We start from the raw sequence: 18,201 nt of genomic DNA, 5'->3' as shown, positions 1-18,201 counted from the left end.
TCGCCTGCGTGACGATGGTTCGCGACGAGCCCGTCTTCCTGCCAAGATGGGTGGACCATTGGCGCAAGACCGTTCCGCCCGAGCATATGTTCATTCTCGTGGACGGGTTCGATCAGGTGGTCCCGCCTGAAGCTGCGGGCTGTCAGGTGGTCTTCCTGCCGCGCCGCCCCCCTGCGCCGGGATGGGATGAGGCGCGCTGGCGGATGCTCACCGCCTTTGCCCATGCCTTGCTGGAGCGGTTCGAGGTCGTCGTTCTGAACGATGTGGACGAACTGGTGGTGCTTGACCCTGCGGCGGGCGGCAGTCTTGCCTCGGCTTTGGCGGAAGCGCGCGAGCTTGGGGTGATCACACCCTTTGCGATCGAGGTGGTGCACCGCGTCGATCTGGAGGAGGAGCCGCTGGTCGCAGGGGAACCGGTCCTCGGCCGCCGCCGGTATGGCAGGATCCATGCCAGCTATTGCAAGCCGTGCATCGTGGCGCGACCCGTGCGCTGGTCGCTGGGTGGGCATTATTCGGACCATCCCGTGTTGCACCTGAGCGAGAAGCTGTTCCTGTTCCATCTGCGGGCCATGGATGCCGCGCTGCTGCACCGGCGGCAGGCGGCGCGGCTTTCGCTGGTGTCGGACGGGGAGGGGCGGGTGCGCGAGGGGATCGCTGGCGGGGGTTGGGCGCGGGATGCGGACAATGTCGACCAGTTCCTGCAATCGTTCTGCCGATCCGCGCCGGAGGTGACGGATTTCACCTTTGGCTGGCAGCGGCAACGCATCCGGCGGAGCTGGCGGCAGGAGGAGGGGACGGGGATGTGGGTGCATGATCGCCTGCACAACAGGCGCAGCTATGCCATACCGGAGCGCTTTTTCGGGGTGATCTGAGCGGGGGGGGGGACGCGTTCGCCCCCTTTTTGCGTTGAACCGCACAGGGGTGGCATCCTAGGGTTGAGTTCCGGTTATTTATCTTGTGCGAGGTTTAGATGTTTCTGCCTGTGGTTGCGAAGGTTTCGGGATGTGTCTTGCTGTGTCTGGCGCTGTTGACACGGGCGGGGGGCGCGCAGGCGGCGACCTATGACTGTGCCTTCAGGGACGGGACGGGCACCTATACTTGGATCCAGAAGCAGTACATCATCGAACATGACGAGGCGGCGGGAACGGCGCAGGTGATCGATCCGATCATCACCGCGATCTATGGCAAGCCGATCGCGGCGGAGGTGTCCGAGAATACGGCGGGCAAGGTGGTGTTTGTCTGGGAGGTGCAGTCCGCGGATGATGCGGGGCAGACCGTGCGGATGCGCTATCGCGCGACATGGTTCAAGGGTCCGCAGCGGATGCGGCTGGCGGCCCTGCCGCGCGGCTATGACAACATGTTCGAGGGGCAGGGACGCTGCACGGTGAAGTGAGGCGGGAGCGAAGCAGCCCCGGGGAGGTTGTGGCAGCGCAGCTTCGGTGAAAAAGGCCGCTTTCGGCCTTGACCTTGTGCGTTCGAGGCATCTTATCTGCCCCATCTTCGTGAAACCGCGAACAGAGAGGATTTTCCCATGGCCTTCACGCTTCCCGATCTTCCCTATGCCCATGATGCGCTGGCGTCGCTCGGCATGTCGAAGGAGACGCTGGAATACCACCACGACCTGCACCACAAGGCCTATGTGGACAACGGCAACAAGCTGATCGCCGGGACCGAGTGGGAGAACAAGTCGCTGGAGGACATCGTCCGCGGCACCTATCAGGCGGGCGCCGTGGCGCAGAACGGCATCTTCAACAACGCGTCCCAGCACTGGAACCACAACCTGTTCTGGGAAGTGATGGGCCCGGGCGAGGACAAGAAGATGCCCGGCGCGCTGGAAAAGGCGCTGGTCGAGGCCTTCGGGTCGGTGGCGAAGTTCAAGGAGGACTTCTCGGCCGCCGGCGCGGGCCAGTTCGGCAGCGGCTGGGCCTGGCTGGTCAAGGACAAGGACGGCAGCCTGAAGGTCACCAAGACCGAGAACGGGGTGAACCCGCTCTGCTTTGGGCAGACTGCGCTTCTGGGCTGCGATGTGTGGGAGCATTCCTATTACATCGACTTCCGCAACAAGCGGCCGGCTTACCTGACCAACTTCCTGGAAAAGCTGGTGAACTGGGAAGCGGTGGCGGCGAAGCTCTGACCTTCGTCTGACGGTTTCGGGAAGGCCCGTCGCGCGTGCGGCGGGCCTTTTGGTTTTCGGGGGGCTTCGACTGCTGGCCGAGTAAAGCAAGGAGGGTCGAAAGGTGCCAGTGGCACGTTTCGACGCTCCGCCGGTAGAGGTGCGCGCGTCCCGCCGGGGCGGGACGTGCGCACCCCGTGGCTTTGGGCCACGGGCCGGACCCGACCGTTGCGCTGAGGGGCGGGGTGTTTGACGCCGTCCCGTCGCGGATCGGCTTGCGGCCATCGGTGCGGGGTGCGAGGAGGGGGCAGGGCGCGGGAGGGCGGGAATTGGGCGAGGCGGGCAAGGGCATTGTGGCGATCGTGGCGGCCTGCACGATCTGGGGTCTGGCGACGCTGTATTACAAGGCGATGGCGCATGTGCCGCCGCTTGAGGTGCTGGCGCACCGGACGCTGTGGACCCTTGTCTTTTTCGGCGTGGCGCTGGCGCTGCGGGGGCGGATCGGGGAGGCGGTCGCCTTGCTGCGCGGGGCGCAGCGGGGGCGGGTCCGGCTGGCCGCGGGGATCGTGGCGGTGAACTGGGGGCTGTTCATCTGGGCGATCCAGACGGGCCATGCGGTGCAGGCGAGCCTTGGCTATTACATCTTTCCGCTGGTGAGTGTCTGTCTGGGCGTCCTGGTGCTGGGCGAGCGGCTGTCGCGCGGGCAGGGGGCGGCGGTGGCGCTGGCCTGCGGGGCGGTGGGCGTGCTGACCGCTGGGCTGGGCGTGGCGCCGTGGGTGGCGCTGGCGCTGGCGGTGACCTTTGCGCCCTATATGTTGATCAAGAAGCAGATGCGGGCGGGGGCGGCGGTGAGCGTGACGGCGGAGGTGATGCTTCTGCTGCCGCTGGCGCTGGTCTGGCTTGCACTGGCGCATGGCGGGGTGGTGGCGGGGGGCCTGTTCGGGGCGGATGCCTTCACCACATGGATGCTGCCGCTGTCGGGGCTGATCACGGGGGGGCCGCTGATCCTGTTTTCATGGGGGGCGCAGCGGGTGCGGCTGTCCACGCTGGGGCTGGTGCAATATCTGAACCCGACCTTGCAGGCCGTCGTGGCGGTGCTGGTCTTCCGCGAGCCCTTTACCGGCTGGCACGCGGTGGCCTTCGGGATGATCTGGGGTGCGCTTGCGCTGTATTCGCTGGAGGGGTGGCGTCAGGAGAGGGCGGCGCGCAATCTGGCGACGAGCGAGGGCACGTCGGGGACGGTGCTGTAGTAGGACAGCATCGTCTCTTCGGCAAAGCCTTGGTCGATGACGTGGCGGAGGAGGGCGGCGAGGGGCTGCCAGTAGCCGTTCACGTCGAGCAGGAAGATCGGTTTGCGGTGCAGGCCGATCTGGCGCCAGGTCAGCACCTCGAAGAATTCGTCGAGGCTTCCGGCCCCGCCCGGCAGGACGACGATGGCGTCGGAATTCATGAACATGACCTTCTTGCGTTCGTGCATGTCCTCGGTGATCACGAGTTGCGACAGGTCGCGCTTGCCGCGTTCGCGGGTCATCAGATGGGTGGGGATAACGCCCATGGTGGGGGCGCCTGCGGATTGCGCGGTGCGCGCCACCTCGCCCATCAGGCCCACGTCGCCTGCGCCATAGACGAGGCGCCAGCCCTGATCCGCGATGGACTGGCCGAAGGCGCGGGCGGCGGCGACGTGGTCGGGGTCGGTGCCGGAACGTGAGCCACAGAAGACACAGACGGAACGGAGCGCGGTCATGGGGAAGCTTTCGGGGTGTAGGAGGTTGCCGTGTTCCGTGTTATCGGGCTTGGGGAGTGAAGGGAAGACGGGGCCGGGAACAGGCGCCCGCTTCGGCAGGGAGATGGGGTTTTTTCGATGAAGCCTTGGGCTGAGATGACCGCAGGTGCGCGCGGGGGTGTGTTCGGTGTGGTCGCGGCGGTGATCGCGGCGCTGCTTTACGGGGCGTGGTCGGTGCGCGGGACGGCCCCGCAGACCGAGGTGACCGGAGAGGTGACGCCCACCGGTTCGGGCGCTGCGACGGAGGGGACCGCCGGAGGGAGTGCGGACGAAGGGGCCGAGGCCGCGCCGGAAGGGGCGGTGGAGGAAGGGGCTGCGGACGAAGCGGCTGCAGACGACGCGGCTGCGGAGGCGGAGGCGGCAGAGGCGGTGTCTGCGGAGGAGGCTGCGGCCTCTGGCGAGGCTGCGGCGGATGGGGCGGCAGAGGCTGTTGTGGCCGGAGAGGCTGCGGGTGACGGGGCTGTGGACGACGGGGCTGCGGACGACGGGGCGGCTGCGGCAGAGCCTGCCGCGCTGCCGTCTGCCGTGGCGCCGAGCTTCGATCTGGTGCGGGTGGAGCGGGACGGATCGGCGCTGGTTGCGGGCAAGGCCGAGCCGTCGACCATGCTGTCGCTGCGCGTGACGGGGCAGGAGATCGCCGCCGTTCCCGCCGATGGCGCGGGGAATTTCGTGGCCATGTTCAACCTTGCGCCCAGCAATGCGCCGCGCGTGCTGTCAATGGTGATGAAACGGGACGACGGGACCGAGGTGCCGTCGGGTGCGAGCGTGGTGATCGCGCCGACGGTGGCGCCTGTGGCCGTGGCCGTTGCGGAAGGCGGGGCGGAACCCGCGCCCGAGGCGGCGGCCGCCCCTGCGGCGCTGCTGGTCACCGATGACGGGGCGAAGGTGCTGCAATCGGCGGCGGAGCTGCCGGCCGAGCTGGTGGCGAATGTCACGATCGACGCCATCACCTATACGCCCGAGGGCGCGGTGCAGCTCTCGGGTCGCGGGACGGCAGAGCGGGCGGTGCGGGTCTATCTGGACAATGCGCCCGTGGCCGATGCCGCGATTTCGGCAGCCGGTGACTGGGCGGTGACGCTGGGCGAGGTGGCGGCGGGGATCTACACGCTGCGTGTCGATCAGCTGGACGAGGGCGGCAAGGTGACGAGCCGCTTCGAGACGCCCTTCAAGCGCGAGACGGTCGAGGCGCTGGCCGCGGCTTCGGCGGGGGCGGAGCCGGAGGCAGGCGCGGCAGTGGCGGAAGAGGCCGGAGCCGCGACGGCGCAGGGCGGTTCCGATACCGCCGGAACGGTTGAAGCTGCGGGCGAAGGTTCGGGCGAGGCGGCGGCGGAGGCCAATGCGGAGGCCGCGCCGCCTGCGACGATCACGGTGCAGCCCGGATTCACCCTGTGGAAGATCGCGACGGAGAATCTGGGCGACGGCATCCTTTACGTGCAGGTCTTCGAAGCCAACAAGGACCAGATCCGCGACCCCGACCTGATCTATCCGGGGCAGGTCTTTACCATCCCGTCGGGCGAATAGGCGCGACAGGATTGCACAGGGGGATGTGTGGGGGGGCGGGGTCCGCCCCTCTGGCGCTTTGGCGCGAAGGGGCATAGGTAGGGGGGCCGAAAGGACCCCCTGACATGCGCAAGATCCCCTACAATCCGGACGCCATCGAGAAACCGTCGAGCGGGTGGCAGACCATCCGGCGGGTGCTGCCCTATCTCTGGCCCGAGGGCGAGGGCTGGGTGAAGCGGCGCGTCGTGGGGGCCTTCCTGATGCTTGTCGCGGCGAAGATCGTGTCGGTGTCGACCCCGTTCCTTTACAAGCAGGCGGTGGATAATCTGGCGGGCGACACGCCGGATGCGGCGACGATCATGGGGCTGACGGCGGTGGGGCTGACCGTGGCCTATGGTCTGGCGCGGCTGGGGACGGTGGCCTTTCAGGAATTGCGCGATGCGATCTTTGTCCGTGTCGGGCAGCGGGCGCTGCGCAAGCTGGCCTTGCAGACCTTCCAGCATATCCACGCGCTGTCCTTGCGCTATCACATCACGCGCAAGACGGGGGGCCTCAGCCGGATCATCGAGCGGGGGGTGAAGGGCGTCGACTTCCTGTTGCGCTTCATGCTGTTCTCCATCGGGCCGCTGGTTCTGGAACTGGCGATGGTGGCGGTGATCTTCGCCACGCTCTTCGGCTTTTCCTACATGGCGGTCGTGGTGGTGGTGATCACGCTTTACGTCACCTTCACGCTGAAGGTCACGGAATGGCGGGTGAAGATCCGCCGCGAGATGAACGAGCAGGATACCGATGCCAACCAGAAGGCCATCGACAGCCTGCTGAACTTTGAAACGGTCAAGTATTTCAACGCCGAGGCGCGCGAGGCGGCGCGCTATGACCGCGCGATGCAGCGCTATGAGGTGGCGGCGGTCAAGACGGGGCAGAGCCTTTCGTTCCTGAACGCGGGGCAGGCGCTGTTGATTACTACGGGGCTGGTGATCGTCATGGTCATGGCCGCGATGGGCGTGCAGCGGGGTGCGCTGACGGTGGGCGATTTTGTGATGGTCAACGCCTATATGATCCAGATCACCATGCCGCTGAACTTCCTTGGCACGGTCTATCGCGAGATCCGGCAGGCGCTGGTGGATATGGGCGAGATGTTCGGTCTGCTGGGCCAGCCTGCGGAAGTGAAGGACAAGCCCGGCGCGCCTGATCTGGCGGTGCGGGGCGGCGAGGTGGTCTTTGACGGGGTGGAGTTCGGCTATGACGCCGCGCGGCCGATCCTGAAGGGGATCGACCTGACCGTGCCTGCGGGGCAGCGCTATGCGCTGGTCGGGCCGTCGGGGTCGGGCAAGTCGACCGTGGCGCGGCTGATGTTCCGGTTCTATGACGTGAACGGGGGGGCGATCCGGATCGACGGGCAGGATCTGCGCGACGTGACGCAAGGCTCGATCCACGCGCAGATCGGGGTGGTGCCGCAGGATACGGTGCTGTTCAACGACACGGTGCGCTACAACATCGCCTATGGCCGCGCGGATGCGACCGAGGACGAGATCGTGGCGGCGGCGAAGGCGGCGAAGATCCACGATTTCATCGTGTCGCTGCCGGAAGGGTACGAGACGAAGGTGGGCGAACGGGGGCTGAAGCTGTCGGGGGGCGAGAAGCAGCGGGTGGGCATCGCGCGCACGCTGCTGAAGGATCCGCCGATCCTGATCCTTGACGAGGCGACGAGCGCGCTGGACACCCAGACCGAGCGGGATATCCAGGACAGCTTGCGCGAGATGGGGCACGGGCGCACGGTCATCACCATCGCGCACCGGCTGTCGACCATCGCGGATGCGGACCGGATCGTGGTGCTGGAGGCGGGGCTGATCGCCGAATCCGGCACGCATGAGGAATTGCTGGAACTGGGCGGACGCTATGCCGCCATGTGGGCGCGGCAATCGGCGGAAGAGGAAGAGAGCCTCGCCGCGGAATAGGGATCAGGTCGTTACCTGCCGCAGGGTGATGTCCGTGGCGGCAAGGGTCGATGTGCCGTTCACCGTGGCAACCGCCACGCCGTCCAGTAGGATGGTGCTGGTATTGGCGCCCGTGTTGTTGGTCACGGTCACGACCGGCGCGGTGGTGCCGGTCCATTCCACGACCAGACTGTCGGTCGGGACATAATCCGTGATCGTGGCGGTCCAGCCCGCGCGCAGGGCGAAGACGTCCACCCCGTCGCCGCCGGTCAGAACGTCGCTGCCGCCCCCGCCATAGAGCGTGTCGTTGCCCGCCCCGCCCGACAGGCTGTCATTGCCCGCCGCGCCGTCAAGCGCGTCATTGCCCACCCCGCCCAGAAGCGTGTCGTCGCCATTGCCGCCGGTCAGGCTGTCATCGCCTTCGTCCCCGAGCAGCGAGTCGTTGCCCTCGCCCCCTGCCAGCGCGTCGTTCTCGGTCCCGCCCGACAGCGAGTCGTTGCCCGCCCCGCCGAAGAGCGTGTCATTGCCCGCGCGGCCGAAGAGGATGTCGATATCCCCCGCCGGACCGATCAGGTCATTGCCCGCGCCATCACCCGAGAGGAGGTCGTCGCCCTCGTCCCCGTAGATCGAGTCCCGTCCTGCTCCGCCAAGGAGGCTGTCGTTGCCCGTGCCGCCGTTGATGATGTCGTTGCCGTCGCCGCCCTCGACCCCGTCATTGCCGGCATCGCCCAGCAAGCTGTCATTGCCCAATAGGCCGAACAGGATGTCGTTGCCGTCGCCGCCGAAGCCCAGATCGCCGTCGTCGCCGCCGATGATGCTGTCATTGCCCAGCCCGCCATAGGCCGTATCGGAGCCGGTGCCGCCGGAGATCAGGTCGTTGCCCGCGCCGCCGTGCAGGCTGTCATTGCCCGCCCCGCCCGACAGGCTGTCGGACCCGAGGCCGCCATGCAGGAAGTCGGTGCCGTCCCCGCCATAGAGCGCGTCATTGCCGCTGCCCCCGAAGACGAGATCGTTGCCGGAGCCGAGGTTGATGTCGTCGTCGCCCGTTCCGCCTTCGGCCCAGTCATTGCCCGCGCCGCCGGTGATGCTGTCATTGCCTGCAGCGCCGAGGAAGGCGGTGGTGGTGCCATCGGCGGCGGGCAGCAGCCTGTCGCTGGCCGTGCCGCCCGCGACGGTGTCGGCGTAATCCTGCGGGTCGAACAGCGCGATGGCATCGGGATCGCCGGTATCGCTTTTTGCGCCCGCGGTGGTGTCGGTGGCGATATAGCCCGTGTCGAACCCTGCGGGGTCGTCATCCGTGGCGGGCGAGTTGGTGGAGGTGGTGCCGTCATCCTGATTGGCCGCGACGAGATCGTAGCCTACGAAGCCCGCAAGAAGCAGCGGCCAGAACAGCAATTCGAGACCCATGACACACCCTGACACCGATTACCGCAACCGGCCCATAGCACAACGGACGGATATGGAGAAAGTTTGACCCTTCGAAGGTGAAGAAGAGGCGGCAAGGTTCCGTCCGTGACAGGGCGCGGGGCTTGGCAAGGGTTCCCGCTTGCGTGTAAGACGGAGGAAAAGGACTGGAGAGGCCCGTGAGCAATCCCGACAGCTTTATCGAAGAGGTGACCGAGGAGGTCCGCCGCGACAGGCTGTTCGCGCTGTTCCGCAGATATGGCTGGATCGGTGTGCTGGTGGTGCTGGCCATCGTGGGCGGTGCGGGCTGGTCCGAATGGCAGAAGGCGCAGGCCACGGCGCGGGCCGAGCATTTCGGCGATGCGGTGCTGGACGCGCTGGATCTTGGCGGCACGGCAGAGCGGAGCGTGGCCCTGCAGGCGATCCCGACGGATGGCACGCAGACGGCGATCCTGAAGCTGTTGCTGTCGACCGATCCGGTCGAGGATCGCGCGGGGGCGCTTGCCGCGCTGGAGGCGCTGGCCGCCGATACCGCCCAACCGCCCAGCTATCGCGATCTTGCGGTGCTGCGGAAGGTGGTGATCGCGGGGGCCGACATGGCGCTGGCCGAGCGGCGCGCGGCGCTGGACCCGATCGCGGCGCCCGGGCGTCCCTACCGGACGCTGGCGCTGGAGCAGATGGCCTATCTTCTGGTCGAGGAAGGCAAGACGGACGAGGCGATTGCCGCCCTGACCGCGCTGCTGGACGACCAGGAATCGCCTTCGGGCCTGCGGGCGCGGGCGGAACAGATGATCGTCGCCCTTGGCGGTGAGGTGGCCCCTGCCACCGTGCCGCAAGAGGCGGAAGCGGCCGATGCGGGCTGATGGGATGGGAGCCGTGACTGTGACGCGCAGGATTGGGGTGACGATCTCGGGGCTGGCCATGATGGCCGTGCTGGCGGGCTGTGAACGCGAGCTGATCCTGCAGGGGGAACGTTTCCCCGTGCGGGCCGATCTGGAGGCATCCGTGCCGGTGGAGGGCGAGCCCGCCCCCGTGGCACCGCCCGACCGGCCCGAGAACCGGGCCGAGCCGATCTCGCTGCCCGCGGCGCAGGCCAATGCGGCCTGGACCCATCGCGGCGGCGGGGCGGACCATGCCCAGCCGCATGGCGCGCTGTCGGCGGCGCCCGCGCGGGTGTGGTCTGTGGCCATCGGGTCGGGCAACAGACGCAAGAACCGCATCAGCGCCGCCCCCGTGGTGGCAGATGGGCGCGTGTTCACGATGGATTCGGCGGCGGTGGTGCAGGCCACCTCGACCGGCGGGGCGGTGATCTGGCAGGCCGATCTGACGGCCGAATTCGACAGGGGCGGCGGTGCCTCGGGCGGCGGGCTGGCGACGGCGGGCGGGCGGGTCTATGCGACCACGGCCTATGGCGAGCTGGTCGCGCTGGATGCGGCGACGGGCGCGGTGGTCTGGCGGCAGCGTCTGGACAGCCCCGTGACCGGTGCGCCGGCCGTGGCGGACGGGATCGTCTATGCGGCAGGGCGCGACGGGTCGGGCTGGGCGGTGGCGGCCGATACGGGCCGTGTGAAATGGACCGTGCCGGGTGCCGTGGGCGCGACGGGCGTGCTGGGTGCGGCGGGGCCGTCGGTGGGGGCCAATCTGGTGCTTTTCCCCTTTGCCAACGGGTCGATTACGGCGGCGCTGAAGGTGTCGGGCGTGCAGGTCTGGCAGGCCCCTGTCACGGGGCAGCGCGTCGGGCGCGCCTATGGCGGGCTGACCGACATTACGGGCGATGCGGTGATCCTTGGCGACGTGACCTATGCGGGCACGGCCTCGGGGCGGACGGCGGCCTTCGACACCTCGTCGGGCGAGCGGATCTGGACCGCGGTCGAGGGCGCGCTGAACCCGCCGCTGGTGGTGGGCGGGTCGGTCTTCCTTGTGAATGACGAGAACCGTCTGGTGCGTCTGGATGCCGCCACGGGCGAGCCTGTCTGGGCGATCGACATGCCCTATTTCACCAAGGACAAGCCCAAGCGGCGCAAGGCCATCATCCCGCATTTCGGCCCCGTGCTGGCGGGCGGGCGGCTGGCTGTGGTGTCCGGCGACGGGCAGCTGCGGCTGTTCAACCCTGCGGATGGCGCGCTGGTGGGCGGGGCGGAAATCCCCGGCGGGGCGGCTTCGGCACCGGCGCTGGCGGGCGGGACGCTTTATGTGGTCGGGGCCAACGGGCAACTTCACGCTTTCCGTTGACCTGATCCCCGTGTAAGGGGTCATCCTTTGGATTTCCGGAGCGGAAGATGAGCTTCACCCTTGCGATCGTGGGTCGTCCCAATGTGGGCAAGTCCACGCTGTTCAACCGCCTTGTCGGGCGCAAGCTGGCGCTGGTCGATGACCAGCCCGGCGTCACGCGCGACCTGCGCGAGGGCGATGCGCGCCTGTTCGACCTGCGCTTCACCGTGATCGACACGGCGGGGCTGGAGGAAGTCACAGATGACAGCCTTCAGGGCCGGATGCGCCGTCTGACCGAACGCGCGGTCGAGATGGCGGATGTCTGCCTGTTCCTGATCGACGGGCGGGTGGGTGTGACGCCGTCGGACGAGGTCTTTGCCGATATCCTGCGCAAGAAGAATGCCCGCGTGGTCCTTGGCGTGAACAAGGCCGAGGGCGCGGCGGGGGATTCCGGCGCGCTGGAGGCGTGGTCGCTGGGGCTGGGCGAGCCTGTGCGGCTGTCGGCCGAGCATGGCGAGGGGATGGATGACCTGTACCGCATCCTGACCCCCTTCCGCGAGGAATTCGCGGAACGCGAGGCGATGAACACCCCCGAGACGGAAGTGGACATCCCCGAGGAGCTGGGCGACGAGGAGGTCGATCCCGCCGCCCACCGGCCCACCGCGAAGAAGCCCCTGCAGATTGCGGTGATCGGGCGGCCCAATGCCGGAAAATCCACGCTGATCAACAAGATCATCGGCGAGGACCGTCTGCTGACCGGCCCCGAGGCGGGGATCACGCGCGACGCGATCTCGGTCCGGTCGGACTGGATGGGCACGCCCGTGCGGATCTTCGACACGGCGGGAATGCGCAAGAAGGCGCGGGTGGTCGAGAAGCTGGAGAAGCTGTCGGTCGCGGACGGTCTGCGCGCGGTGCGCTTCGCCGAGGTCGTGGTGGTGCTGCTGGACGTGGAGATCCCCTTCGAGACGCAGGATCTGCGGATCGCGGATTACGCGGAAACCGAGGGGCGCGCGGTCGTTGTCGCGGTGAACAAGTGGGATCTGGAAGACGAGAAGCAGGAAAAGCTGGCCGAGCTGAAGGAGATGTTCGAGCGTCTTCTGCCGCAGTTGCGCGGCGCGCCCTTGGTGACGGTGTCGGCCAAGACGGGGCGGGGGCTGGACCGGCTGCATGACGCCATCGTTCGGGCGCATGATGTCTGGAACAAGCGGATCACCACGGCGCGGTTGAACACATGGCTGGGTGCCATGACCGAGGCGCACCCGCCGCCGGCGCCGGGCGGGCACCGGATCAAGCTGCGCTACATGACGCAGGTGAAGGCGCGGCCCCCCGGTTTCGTGGTGATGTGTTCGCGTCCCGACGAGATGCCGGAAAGCTATAAACGCTATCTGGTCAACGGGTTGCGGGATCACTTCGAGATGCCGGGCGTGCCGATCCGCATCATGTTCCGCAGCCAGTCGGATAAAAACCCGTTCAGGGAGCGGAAATTCCACACGCCCAGCCGTCTGCGAAAGCATATCGAGGGGCGGAAGGACTGAGCCTCGGCGGGGCGCGGTGGGGCTGGATCATCCCCGGAAGGTCGGGCGCAGGACCAGTGCCATCAGCCCGATGCCCAGACCCGCAAGGATGGCGATGACGGGGTTCAGCCCCGCATTGGCCACGGTGACACCCGCCAGCGCCCAGATCACGGTGATCCCGTAGACCGGCATGCGCGGCTTTTGCCGTTGAACCCACGTGGCAAGCGTCAGGATGGCCGCGATCATGGCGAAGGCCGAGGCGGTGTCGGACAGCAGCCCGTAGCCCGCGATCACCACGCCGGTGGATACGGCAGCCGCGGCCGAGAGCCAGCCTGCAAGGATGGCGATGGGGGCCGAGAGCAGCCAGCGGTCGGTTTCCGTGTCGGCGCGCAGGAAGGCGGTGATGGCGGCGGCGGCCATGACGAGGATCGTGACGGTGGCCGCGATGGGGGCCTGTGGCGCGATCCAGAGCCAGGCCGAGCCGAGCGCGATGGCCAGCGCAAGCGGCAGGCGCGTGCGGTCCCATGCGGGATTTTCCGCGCGTTTCCAAAGGCTTGTGATCGCGTGGGCGAAAAGCCAGATATAGATCACGCTCCAGATCGCGAAGGCATAGCCTGCCGGCTGGATCGAGGGGCGGGGGATGTTCACCGGAAAGAGCGCGGGGTCATAGCCGCGGAAGGGCGGCGTGAGGAAAGGGGCCGCCCCGAAGGCGAGCGTGACGATGAGCAGGATAAGGGCGCGTGTCTTCATGAAAGGTATACGCAGCGGTCGCGGGTCTGGACCTGTGCCATGCGTCACTGAAGGCTGCCGTCGGCGGCGATCCGCGTCTTGCCGCCCAGATAGGGGTGCAGGACGGCGGGCAGGTCGACCGAACCGTCGGCCTGCTGGCCGTTCTCCAGCACCGCGATCAGACAGCGCCCCACGGCAAGGCCCGAGCCGTTAAGTGTATGGACGAATTCGGGTTTTCCGCCACCTGCCGGGCGGAAGCGGGCGTTCATCCGGCGGGCCTGGAAATCGCCGCAGACCGAGACGGAGGAAATCTCGCGATAGCGGTTCTGGCCGGGAAGCCAGACTTCCAGATCATGCGTCTTTTGCGCGCCAAAGCCCATGTCGCCGGTGCAGAGCACGATGGTGCGATAGGGAAGCCCCAGTTTTTCAAGGATATTTTCCGCACAGCGCGTCATGCGGTCATGTTCGGCGCCGCTTGTGTCGGGGGTGGTGATCGACACCATCTCGACCTTCTCGAACTGGTGCTGGCGCAGCATGCCGGTCGTGTCCTTGCCCGCGCTGCCCGCTTCGGAGCGGAAGCACTGGGTATGGGCGGTCATGCGGATAGGCAGTTGATTTTCATCGAGGATATCACCCGCCACGGTGTTGGTCAGGGTGACTTCTGAGGTCGGCACCAGCCACCAGCCATTGGTCGTCTGATAGCTGTCTTCCGCGAATTTCGGGAGCTGGTTGGTGCCATACATGGCGTCTTCCTTCACCAGCACCGGCGTCCATGTCTCGGTTAACCCATGTTCGGCCACATGGGTGTCCAGCATGAACTGCGCCAGCGCGCGGTGGACGCGGATCACCGCCCCGCGCAGCACGACGAAGCGCGCGCCGGAGAGTTTGGCGGCGGTTTCGAAATCCATGCCGGGCTTCACGCCTGCGATCTCGAAATGCTCCAGCGGTTTGAAGTCGAAGGCGCGGGGGGTGCCCCAGCGGCGGAGTTCGACGTTGTCATCCTCGTCCTTGCCCGTGGGCACATCGGCCAGCGGCAGGTTGGGGATGCGCATCAGCATGTCGCGCAGGGCCGCGTCCTGCGTGTCGGCCTCGGCCGTGAGGCGGGCGATTTCCGCTTTCTTTTCAGCGACAAGCGCGCGGAGGCGTTCGAATTCGGCATCGTCGCCGCGCGCCTTGGCGGCGCCCACGTCCTTGGAGGCGCGGTTCTGGTCGGCGGTCGCGGTTTCGGCGGCGGCGATCTTTGCGCGGCGGTCGGCGTCGAGGGCGAGGATCTCGGGCGAGGCGGGGGGCAGGCCACGGCGGGCGAGGGCCGCGTCGAAGGCGGCGGGATTTTCGCGGATGGCGCGGATGTCGTGCATGACTGTGACCCCTGATTTAACGGGGTCGGTATGCCAGATGGGGACGGGAAGGGGAAGGGGGTGGGCCAAGGGGTTGATATCCTTGGCAGAGGTCGTCCGGAGTTGTGCCGAAGGTTGTGCAGAGGGTTGTGCCGCAAACTGTACATACGCGATGGGCGCACGAAGCGGGGCGCAACGTGGTTAAGGGTGCGCTGGTGCGAAGGGGGGTGCCGGAAATCCCCCCACCCTCTCCCTCCCCACGAGGGGGAGGGAAGCGCGCCGTGGCGGCCGTTGCGCGGGGGGGCGGTCGGGAGTTGACCGCCGCCGAAGGGCGGTTAACCTGTGGTTGTGGATTTGCGGTGCAGGATCGCGCCGACAGTGACGAGTGATCGGGTCGATGGTGAATACGTTATACTACGGCGACAATCTGAAGGTGCTGCGCGAAAGCATCCGGTCGGAAACGGTGGACCTGATCTATCTGGACCCGCCGTTCAATTCCAACGCCAGCTACAACGTGCTGTTCAAGTCGCCGCAGGGGCAGGAGGCGGCGGCGCAGATACAGGCCTTTGACGACACGTGGCACTGGGGCGAGAGCGCGGAGGAGGCCTATCAGGAGGTCATGCGGTCCGGCAATGCGGCGGCGGCAGAGATGCTGCGCGCGATGCGGGGCTTTCTGGGCGAGAATGACATGATGGCCTATCTGGCCATGATGGCGTTGCGGCTGATCGAATTGCATCGGGTGCTGAAGCCGACGGGGAGCCTCTATCTGCACTGCGATCCGACGGCGAGCCATTATCTGAAGGTGCTGCTGGATGCGGTGTTTGGGGGAAAAGGCTATCAGAACGAGATAACGTGGAAACGGACCACAACGCACAGCGACAGCAAGACTTGGAGCAAGGTTGCTGACAAGGTCTTTTTCTTTACGAAGTCTGATGCGTTTGTTTGGAACACACCGCGCGAGCCTCACTCGGAAGAGTATTTGTCGGACAAATACCGTCATGATGACGGTGACGGTCGCGGTCGTTATCGCTTGGATAACATGACAAGCCCGAATCCGCGTCCGAATATGATGTACGAGTGGAAAGGCCACGAGAGTCCGCCAAAAGGTTGGCGCTATTCACTCGAAACGATGCAGCGTTTGGATAGTGACGGCCGCGTTTGGTATCCGCGAAATCGAAGCGGAGAAATCGACGTAACTAAGCGGCCTCAACTCAAGCGTTATTTGAGTGAGCAATCCGGCGGTGTGATGGGGACAATCTGGACCGACATCCCTCCGCTTAATTCCCAAGCCCAAGAACGCCTCGGCTACCCCACCCAAAAGCCCGTCGCGCTGCTGGAGCGCATCCTCAACGCCTCCTCCAATCCCGGCGATGTGGTGCTGGACCCGTTCTGCGGCTGCGGGACCACCGTCCATGCGGCGGAGAAGCTGGGGCGGGCGTGGATGGGGATCGACGTCACCCATCTGGCCATCGGGTTGATCGAAAAGCGGCTGCGGCAGGCCTTTCCGGGCGTGGCCTTCACCACGCAGGGCGTGCCGCAGGATCTGGCCAGCGCGCAGGACCTTGCGCGCAGGGGGCGGTCGGACGGGCGCTATTATTTCGAGTTCGAGAAATGGGCGCTCTCTCTCATCGACGCGGTGCCGGGGAACCTTGGCAAGCGGGGGGCGGATGGGGGCTTTGACGGCAACCTCTATTTCGGGCGGACGGGGCGCGGGATCGTGTCGGTCAAGGCGGGCGACAATGTGGGCCGCGCGATGGTGGGCGACCTGAAGGGGGTGATGGACCGCCAGAAGGCCGATCTGGCGGTGTTCCTGACCCTGACGCCCCCCACGCGCCCCATGGTCGAGGAGGCGGCGAGCGCCGGACAGGTGGAGGTGGACGGGGTGGCCGTGCCGCGCGTGCAGATCGTGACGATCGAGGAGGCGATGCGCCTGCGCGACCGCGCGGTGCGCTTGCCGCTGCGGCGGTCCGACACCTTCCGCGCGGCGGCGCGCGAGGAGGATGCCTCGCGGCAGGGGCGGCTGGAGTTGTAGGGGCGGGGGGTGCGATGGAGCCGTTGCTTGTCGTTTTCGGGATGGTGGCTTTGGGTCTGGTCTGGAACCTTCTGCGGGCCTTTCCGATGCTGGCGGCCATTCTGGCGCTGACGGCGGTGGTCGCGGGGCTGTTGTGGGTCGCGCGGCGGTTCGGGTTCGACGAAAACCTGTTCATTCTGGGCAGCGTGATCGCGTTCTGCGTCCTGCTCATGCTGGCGCGGTTGTGGCTTTACCATTACGACAACCGGCGGAAATAGGGCGCAGGACGGGCGATCTTGCCCCTCCTGCGCGGAGGATCAGGCGGCGAGGTCGAGTTTGACCAACGTCTGGTTGAGCAGGATATAGGCGATCTCGCCGAAGGTGACGGGGCCGGTGAAGCGGCCCGTCTTTTTGCCCGCCATGTCGCCGTGCAGGTAGTTCAGGATGCAGTTGCACGACAGCATCCCCTCTCCGCCATCGCCCAGCGTGGCGGCGAAGGCGGCGGCGTAGTCGGGCTGGGCCGTGGCGAGGCGGTATTCCGTGCCCGCGATGACGGGGGCGTAGAAGCTGACCCCGCCGCCCGCCGCGTCGACATGTTCGAAGGAGACGTTGATGAGGGCGCCTGCGTAATTCGCCACCAGCGGAAGGCGGGTGTCGATGGCATGGGCGCGCAGATAGGCCGCGAGATCGACCGTCTTGCCGTTCACCGTGGCGGTGCGGGCGGAAAAGCCGGTCTCGGGGAAGGTGAAGGTCGTCGCGGGATCGTCCGAGGGGGTGAAGATGTTGACGATGTCGAGGCTGGGCGTGGTGCCTGCGGGCAGGGCCACGTGGAGGGCCATGGCGCCTTCGGTATGGCGGGTGCCGGTGGTGCCGTCGAAGATGGCGGGGGCGGTGGTGCCGATCTTTTCGACCGGGACGCCGGTGATCCAGCCCGCGAGCGGCTGGTCGAAGAGGCCGTCATAGGTGGTGCCGTCCAGCGCGAAGCGGCGGTGCGCGTCCGAGAAGGCGGGGATGAGGAGGAGGGTCACGCCCTCGGGCCGGTCCTGCGCGAGGGCGGGCAGGGTGTCGGGGCTGTGGTGGCGGATGGTGGCGCCGGTCGCGCTTTCGAAGGTGGAGACGAAGAGGCGGTCGTCGATGCGGGCGCCGCCGTCTTCGGTCAGCATGTAGACGGTGGTGCCGCCGATCCATGTGCCGCGGGGCAGGGTGGCGAGCAGGGCGTCGGGGCCGGCGATGGAGAGGATCGCGCCTGCGCGGATACGCTCGGCGGTTTCGGCCGGGGTGAGGAGTTCGTTCTTCATGGGCGTGGTCCTTTAGATCCGGGCGAAATCGTCGGCGGCGAAGGCGTGTTTGGCGATGAAGGCGGCAAGTTCGGCCACCTTCTGCGGCAGGCTGGCGGGGTTGGTGCGCGCCTCGATCCGCAGGCGGTTGAGGAGCACGCGCGAGGCGAGGCTGGCCTTGGACAGGTCGCTGGTCCCCGTGATGAGGGCTTTCAGTCGGCTTTCGTTCATGGCGTGACGGTCACTTTCTTTCACAGCCCGCCGGTGGCGCGACCGGCGGGAAAACGCGCGCTTCCCGCTCTGTGTAACGGCGGGCGGGGGGCGGAGTTTATGCAGGGCATCCGTCGGACCGTGACGGGGCGGCGATCACGGTTGCGTCAGGGCG

At 67.2% G+C, this 18,201-nt stretch carries 17 protein-coding genes; 11 read left to right on the top strand and 6 right to left on the bottom strand.

Features of this window, described 5'->3' with window-relative positions:
- Positions 1 to 14 precede the first annotated feature (14 nt).
- The 4 genes from GU927_RS16840 (at position 15) to rarD (ending at position 3,363) form a co-directional block, all read left to right on the top strand.
- Positions 15 to 872, top strand: a complete 858-nt coding sequence (locus GU927_RS16840) for a hypothetical protein (RefSeq protein ID WP_217765714.1) — start codon at positions 15 to 17, stop codon at positions 870 to 872.
- 98 nt (positions 873 to 970) lie between these two features.
- Positions 971 to 1,393, top strand: a complete 423-nt coding sequence (locus tag GU927_RS16835; RefSeq protein ID WP_161763613.1) for a hypothetical protein — start codon at positions 971 to 973, stop codon at positions 1,391 to 1,393.
- A gap of 138 nt (positions 1,394 to 1,531) precedes the next feature.
- Positions 1,532 to 2,134, top strand: a complete 603-nt coding sequence (locus GU927_RS16830) for a superoxide dismutase (protein WP_161763612.1) — start codon at positions 1,532 to 1,534, stop codon at positions 2,132 to 2,134.
- Between the two features lie 224 nt (positions 2,135 to 2,358).
- The gene (gene rarD, locus GU927_RS16825) at positions 2,359 to 3,363 is read left to right on the top strand and encodes an EamA family transporter RarD (protein WP_332838509.1); all 1,005 of its coding nucleotides are present in this window, start codon (positions 2,359 to 2,361) and stop codon (positions 3,361 to 3,363) included.
- On the opposite strand, the gene GU927_RS16820 is transcribed toward rarD, so the two are convergent.
- Positions 3,303 to 3,857: an LOG family protein gene (locus tag GU927_RS16820; protein ID WP_161763611.1), complete on the bottom strand. Its 555-nt coding sequence runs from the start codon at positions 3,855 to 3,857 to the stop codon at positions 3,303 to 3,305. The two genes, rarD and GU927_RS16820, sit on opposite strands and share 61 nt — an antisense overlap.
- Before the next feature lie 117 nt (positions 3,858 to 3,974).
- Here GU927_RS16820 and GU927_RS16815 point away from each other — a divergent pair, with 117 nt between their 5' ends.
- Both GU927_RS16815 and GU927_RS16810 read left to right on the top strand, forming a co-directional pair.
- The gene (locus GU927_RS16815) at positions 3,975 to 5,417 is read left to right on the top strand and encodes a LysM peptidoglycan-binding domain-containing protein (RefSeq protein WP_161763610.1); all 1,443 of its coding nucleotides are present in this window, start codon (positions 3,975 to 3,977) and stop codon (positions 5,415 to 5,417) included.
- 104 nt (positions 5,418 to 5,521) lie between these two features.
- Entirely contained in the window at positions 5,522 to 7,354 is a 1,833-nt protein-coding gene (locus GU927_RS16810) for an ABCB family ABC transporter ATP-binding protein/permease (protein ID WP_161763609.1), read from the top strand.
- Between the two features lie 3 nt (positions 7,355 to 7,357).
- On the opposite strand, the gene GU927_RS16805 is transcribed toward GU927_RS16810, so the two are convergent.
- Entirely contained in the window at positions 7,358 to 8,740 is a 1,383-nt protein-coding gene (locus GU927_RS16805; RefSeq protein ID WP_161763608.1) for a calcium-binding protein, read from the bottom strand.
- A 176-nt stretch (positions 8,741 to 8,916) separates the two neighbouring features.
- Between GU927_RS16805 and GU927_RS16800 the strand changes: the two genes are divergently transcribed.
- The 3 genes from GU927_RS16800 to der are packed head-to-tail and all read left to right on the top strand — an operon-like array spanning position 8,917 to position 12,483.
- Entirely contained in the window at positions 8,917 to 9,600 is a 684-nt protein-coding gene (locus GU927_RS16800; protein ID WP_161763607.1) for a tetratricopeptide repeat protein, read from the top strand.
- Between the two features lie 4 nt (positions 9,601 to 9,604).
- A complete protein-coding gene (locus GU927_RS16795) occupies positions 9,605 to 10,969 on the top strand; it encodes an outer membrane protein assembly factor BamB family protein (protein WP_161763606.1) in 1,365 nt (454 codons plus the stop codon).
- A gap of 47 nt (positions 10,970 to 11,016) precedes the next feature.
- A complete protein-coding gene (gene der / locus GU927_RS16790) occupies positions 11,017 to 12,483 on the top strand; it encodes a ribosome biogenesis GTPase Der (RefSeq protein ID WP_161763605.1) in 1,467 nt (488 codons plus the stop codon).
- 27 nt (positions 12,484 to 12,510) lie between these two features.
- Here the strand turns inward: der and GU927_RS16785 are convergent, their stop codons facing one another.
- Both GU927_RS16785 and serS read right to left on the bottom strand, forming a co-directional pair.
- The gene (locus tag GU927_RS16785) at positions 12,511 to 13,212 is read right to left on the bottom strand and encodes a hypothetical protein (protein WP_161763604.1); all 702 of its coding nucleotides are present in this window, start codon (positions 13,210 to 13,212) and stop codon (positions 12,511 to 12,513) included.
- A 44-nt stretch (positions 13,213 to 13,256) separates the two neighbouring features.
- Positions 13,257 to 14,549 carry a serine--tRNA ligase gene (gene serS, locus GU927_RS16780; protein ID WP_161763603.1) on the bottom strand — a complete coding sequence of 431 codons (1,293 nt, stop codon included), beginning with the start codon at positions 14,547 to 14,549 and terminating at the stop codon, positions 13,257 to 13,259.
- 376 nt (positions 14,550 to 14,925) lie between these two features.
- Between serS and GU927_RS16775 the strand changes: the two genes are divergently transcribed.
- Both GU927_RS16775 and GU927_RS16770 read left to right on the top strand, forming a co-directional pair.
- Complete coding sequence (locus tag GU927_RS16775; protein WP_161763602.1) at positions 14,926 to 16,560, top strand: site-specific DNA-methyltransferase; 1,635 nt, start codon at positions 14,926 to 14,928, stop codon at positions 16,558 to 16,560.
- Positions 16,561 to 16,574: 14 nt separating this feature from the next.
- Entirely contained in the window at positions 16,575 to 16,817 is a 243-nt protein-coding gene (locus GU927_RS16770; RefSeq protein ID WP_161763601.1) for a hypothetical protein, read from the top strand.
- A gap of 39 nt (positions 16,818 to 16,856) precedes the next feature.
- On the opposite strand, the gene GU927_RS16765 is transcribed toward GU927_RS16770, so the two are convergent.
- Together GU927_RS16765 and GU927_RS16760 are read right to left on the bottom strand one after the other, a co-directional pair.
- Positions 16,857 to 17,837, bottom strand: coding sequence for a DUF6976 family protein (locus tag GU927_RS16765; RefSeq protein ID WP_161763600.1), 981 nt, complete (start codon positions 17,835 to 17,837; stop codon positions 16,857 to 16,859).
- Positions 17,838 to 17,849: 12 nt separating this feature from the next.
- On the bottom strand, positions 17,850 to 18,071 hold the full coding sequence (locus tag GU927_RS16760; protein ID WP_217765713.1) for a hypothetical protein: 222 nt from the start codon (positions 18,069 to 18,071) through the stop codon (positions 17,850 to 17,852).
- Positions 18,072 to 18,201: the final 130 nt, after the last annotated feature.

The sequence above is a fragment of the Paragemmobacter amnigenus genome, from assembly GCF_009908265.2.
Taxonomy (GTDB): domain Bacteria; phylum Pseudomonadota; class Alphaproteobacteria; order Rhodobacterales; family Rhodobacteraceae; genus Paragemmobacter; species Paragemmobacter amnigenus.
This window is presented reverse-complemented; position numbering and strand designations above follow the sequence as displayed.

Coding starts and splice junctions, on each gene's coding strand:
- GU927_RS16840 (WP_217765714.1), top strand. CDS start 15: ATGGTTCGCGACGAGCCCGTCTTCCTGCCAAGATGGGTGGACCATTGG.
- GU927_RS16835 (WP_161763613.1), top strand. CDS start 971: ATGTTTCTGCCTGTGGTTGCGAAGGTTTCGGGATGTGTCTTGCTGTGT.
- GU927_RS16830 (WP_161763612.1), top strand. CDS start 1,532: ATGGCCTTCACGCTTCCCGATCTTCCCTATGCCCATGATGCGCTGGCG.
- GU927_RS16820 (WP_161763611.1), bottom strand. CDS start 3,857: ATGACCGCGCTCCGTTCCGTCTGTGTCTTCTGTGGCTCACGTTCCGGC.
- GU927_RS16815 (WP_161763610.1), top strand. CDS start 3,975: ATGAAGCCTTGGGCTGAGATGACCGCAGGTGCGCGCGGGGGTGTGTTC.
- GU927_RS16810 (WP_161763609.1), top strand. CDS start 5,522: ATGCGCAAGATCCCCTACAATCCGGACGCCATCGAGAAACCGTCGAGC.
- GU927_RS16805 (WP_161763608.1), bottom strand. CDS start 8,740: ATGGGTCTCGAATTGCTGTTCTGGCCGCTGCTTCTTGCGGGCTTCGTA.
- GU927_RS16795 (WP_161763606.1), top strand. CDS start 9,605: ATGGGAGCCGTGACTGTGACGCGCAGGATTGGGGTGACGATCTCGGGG.
- der (WP_161763605.1), top strand. CDS start 11,017: ATGAGCTTCACCCTTGCGATCGTGGGTCGTCCCAATGTGGGCAAGTCC.
- GU927_RS16785 (WP_161763604.1), bottom strand. CDS start 13,212: ATGAAGACACGCGCCCTTATCCTGCTCATCGTCACGCTCGCCTTCGGG.
- serS (WP_161763603.1), bottom strand. CDS start 14,549: ATGCACGACATCCGCGCCATCCGCGAAAATCCCGCCGCCTTCGACGCG.
- GU927_RS16775 (WP_161763602.1), top strand. CDS start 14,926: ATGGTGAATACGTTATACTACGGCGACAATCTGAAGGTGCTGCGCGAA.
- GU927_RS16770 (WP_161763601.1), top strand. CDS start 16,575: ATGGAGCCGTTGCTTGTCGTTTTCGGGATGGTGGCTTTGGGTCTGGTC.
- GU927_RS16765 (WP_161763600.1), bottom strand. CDS start 17,837: ATGAAGAACGAACTCCTCACCCCGGCCGAAACCGCCGAGCGTATCCGC.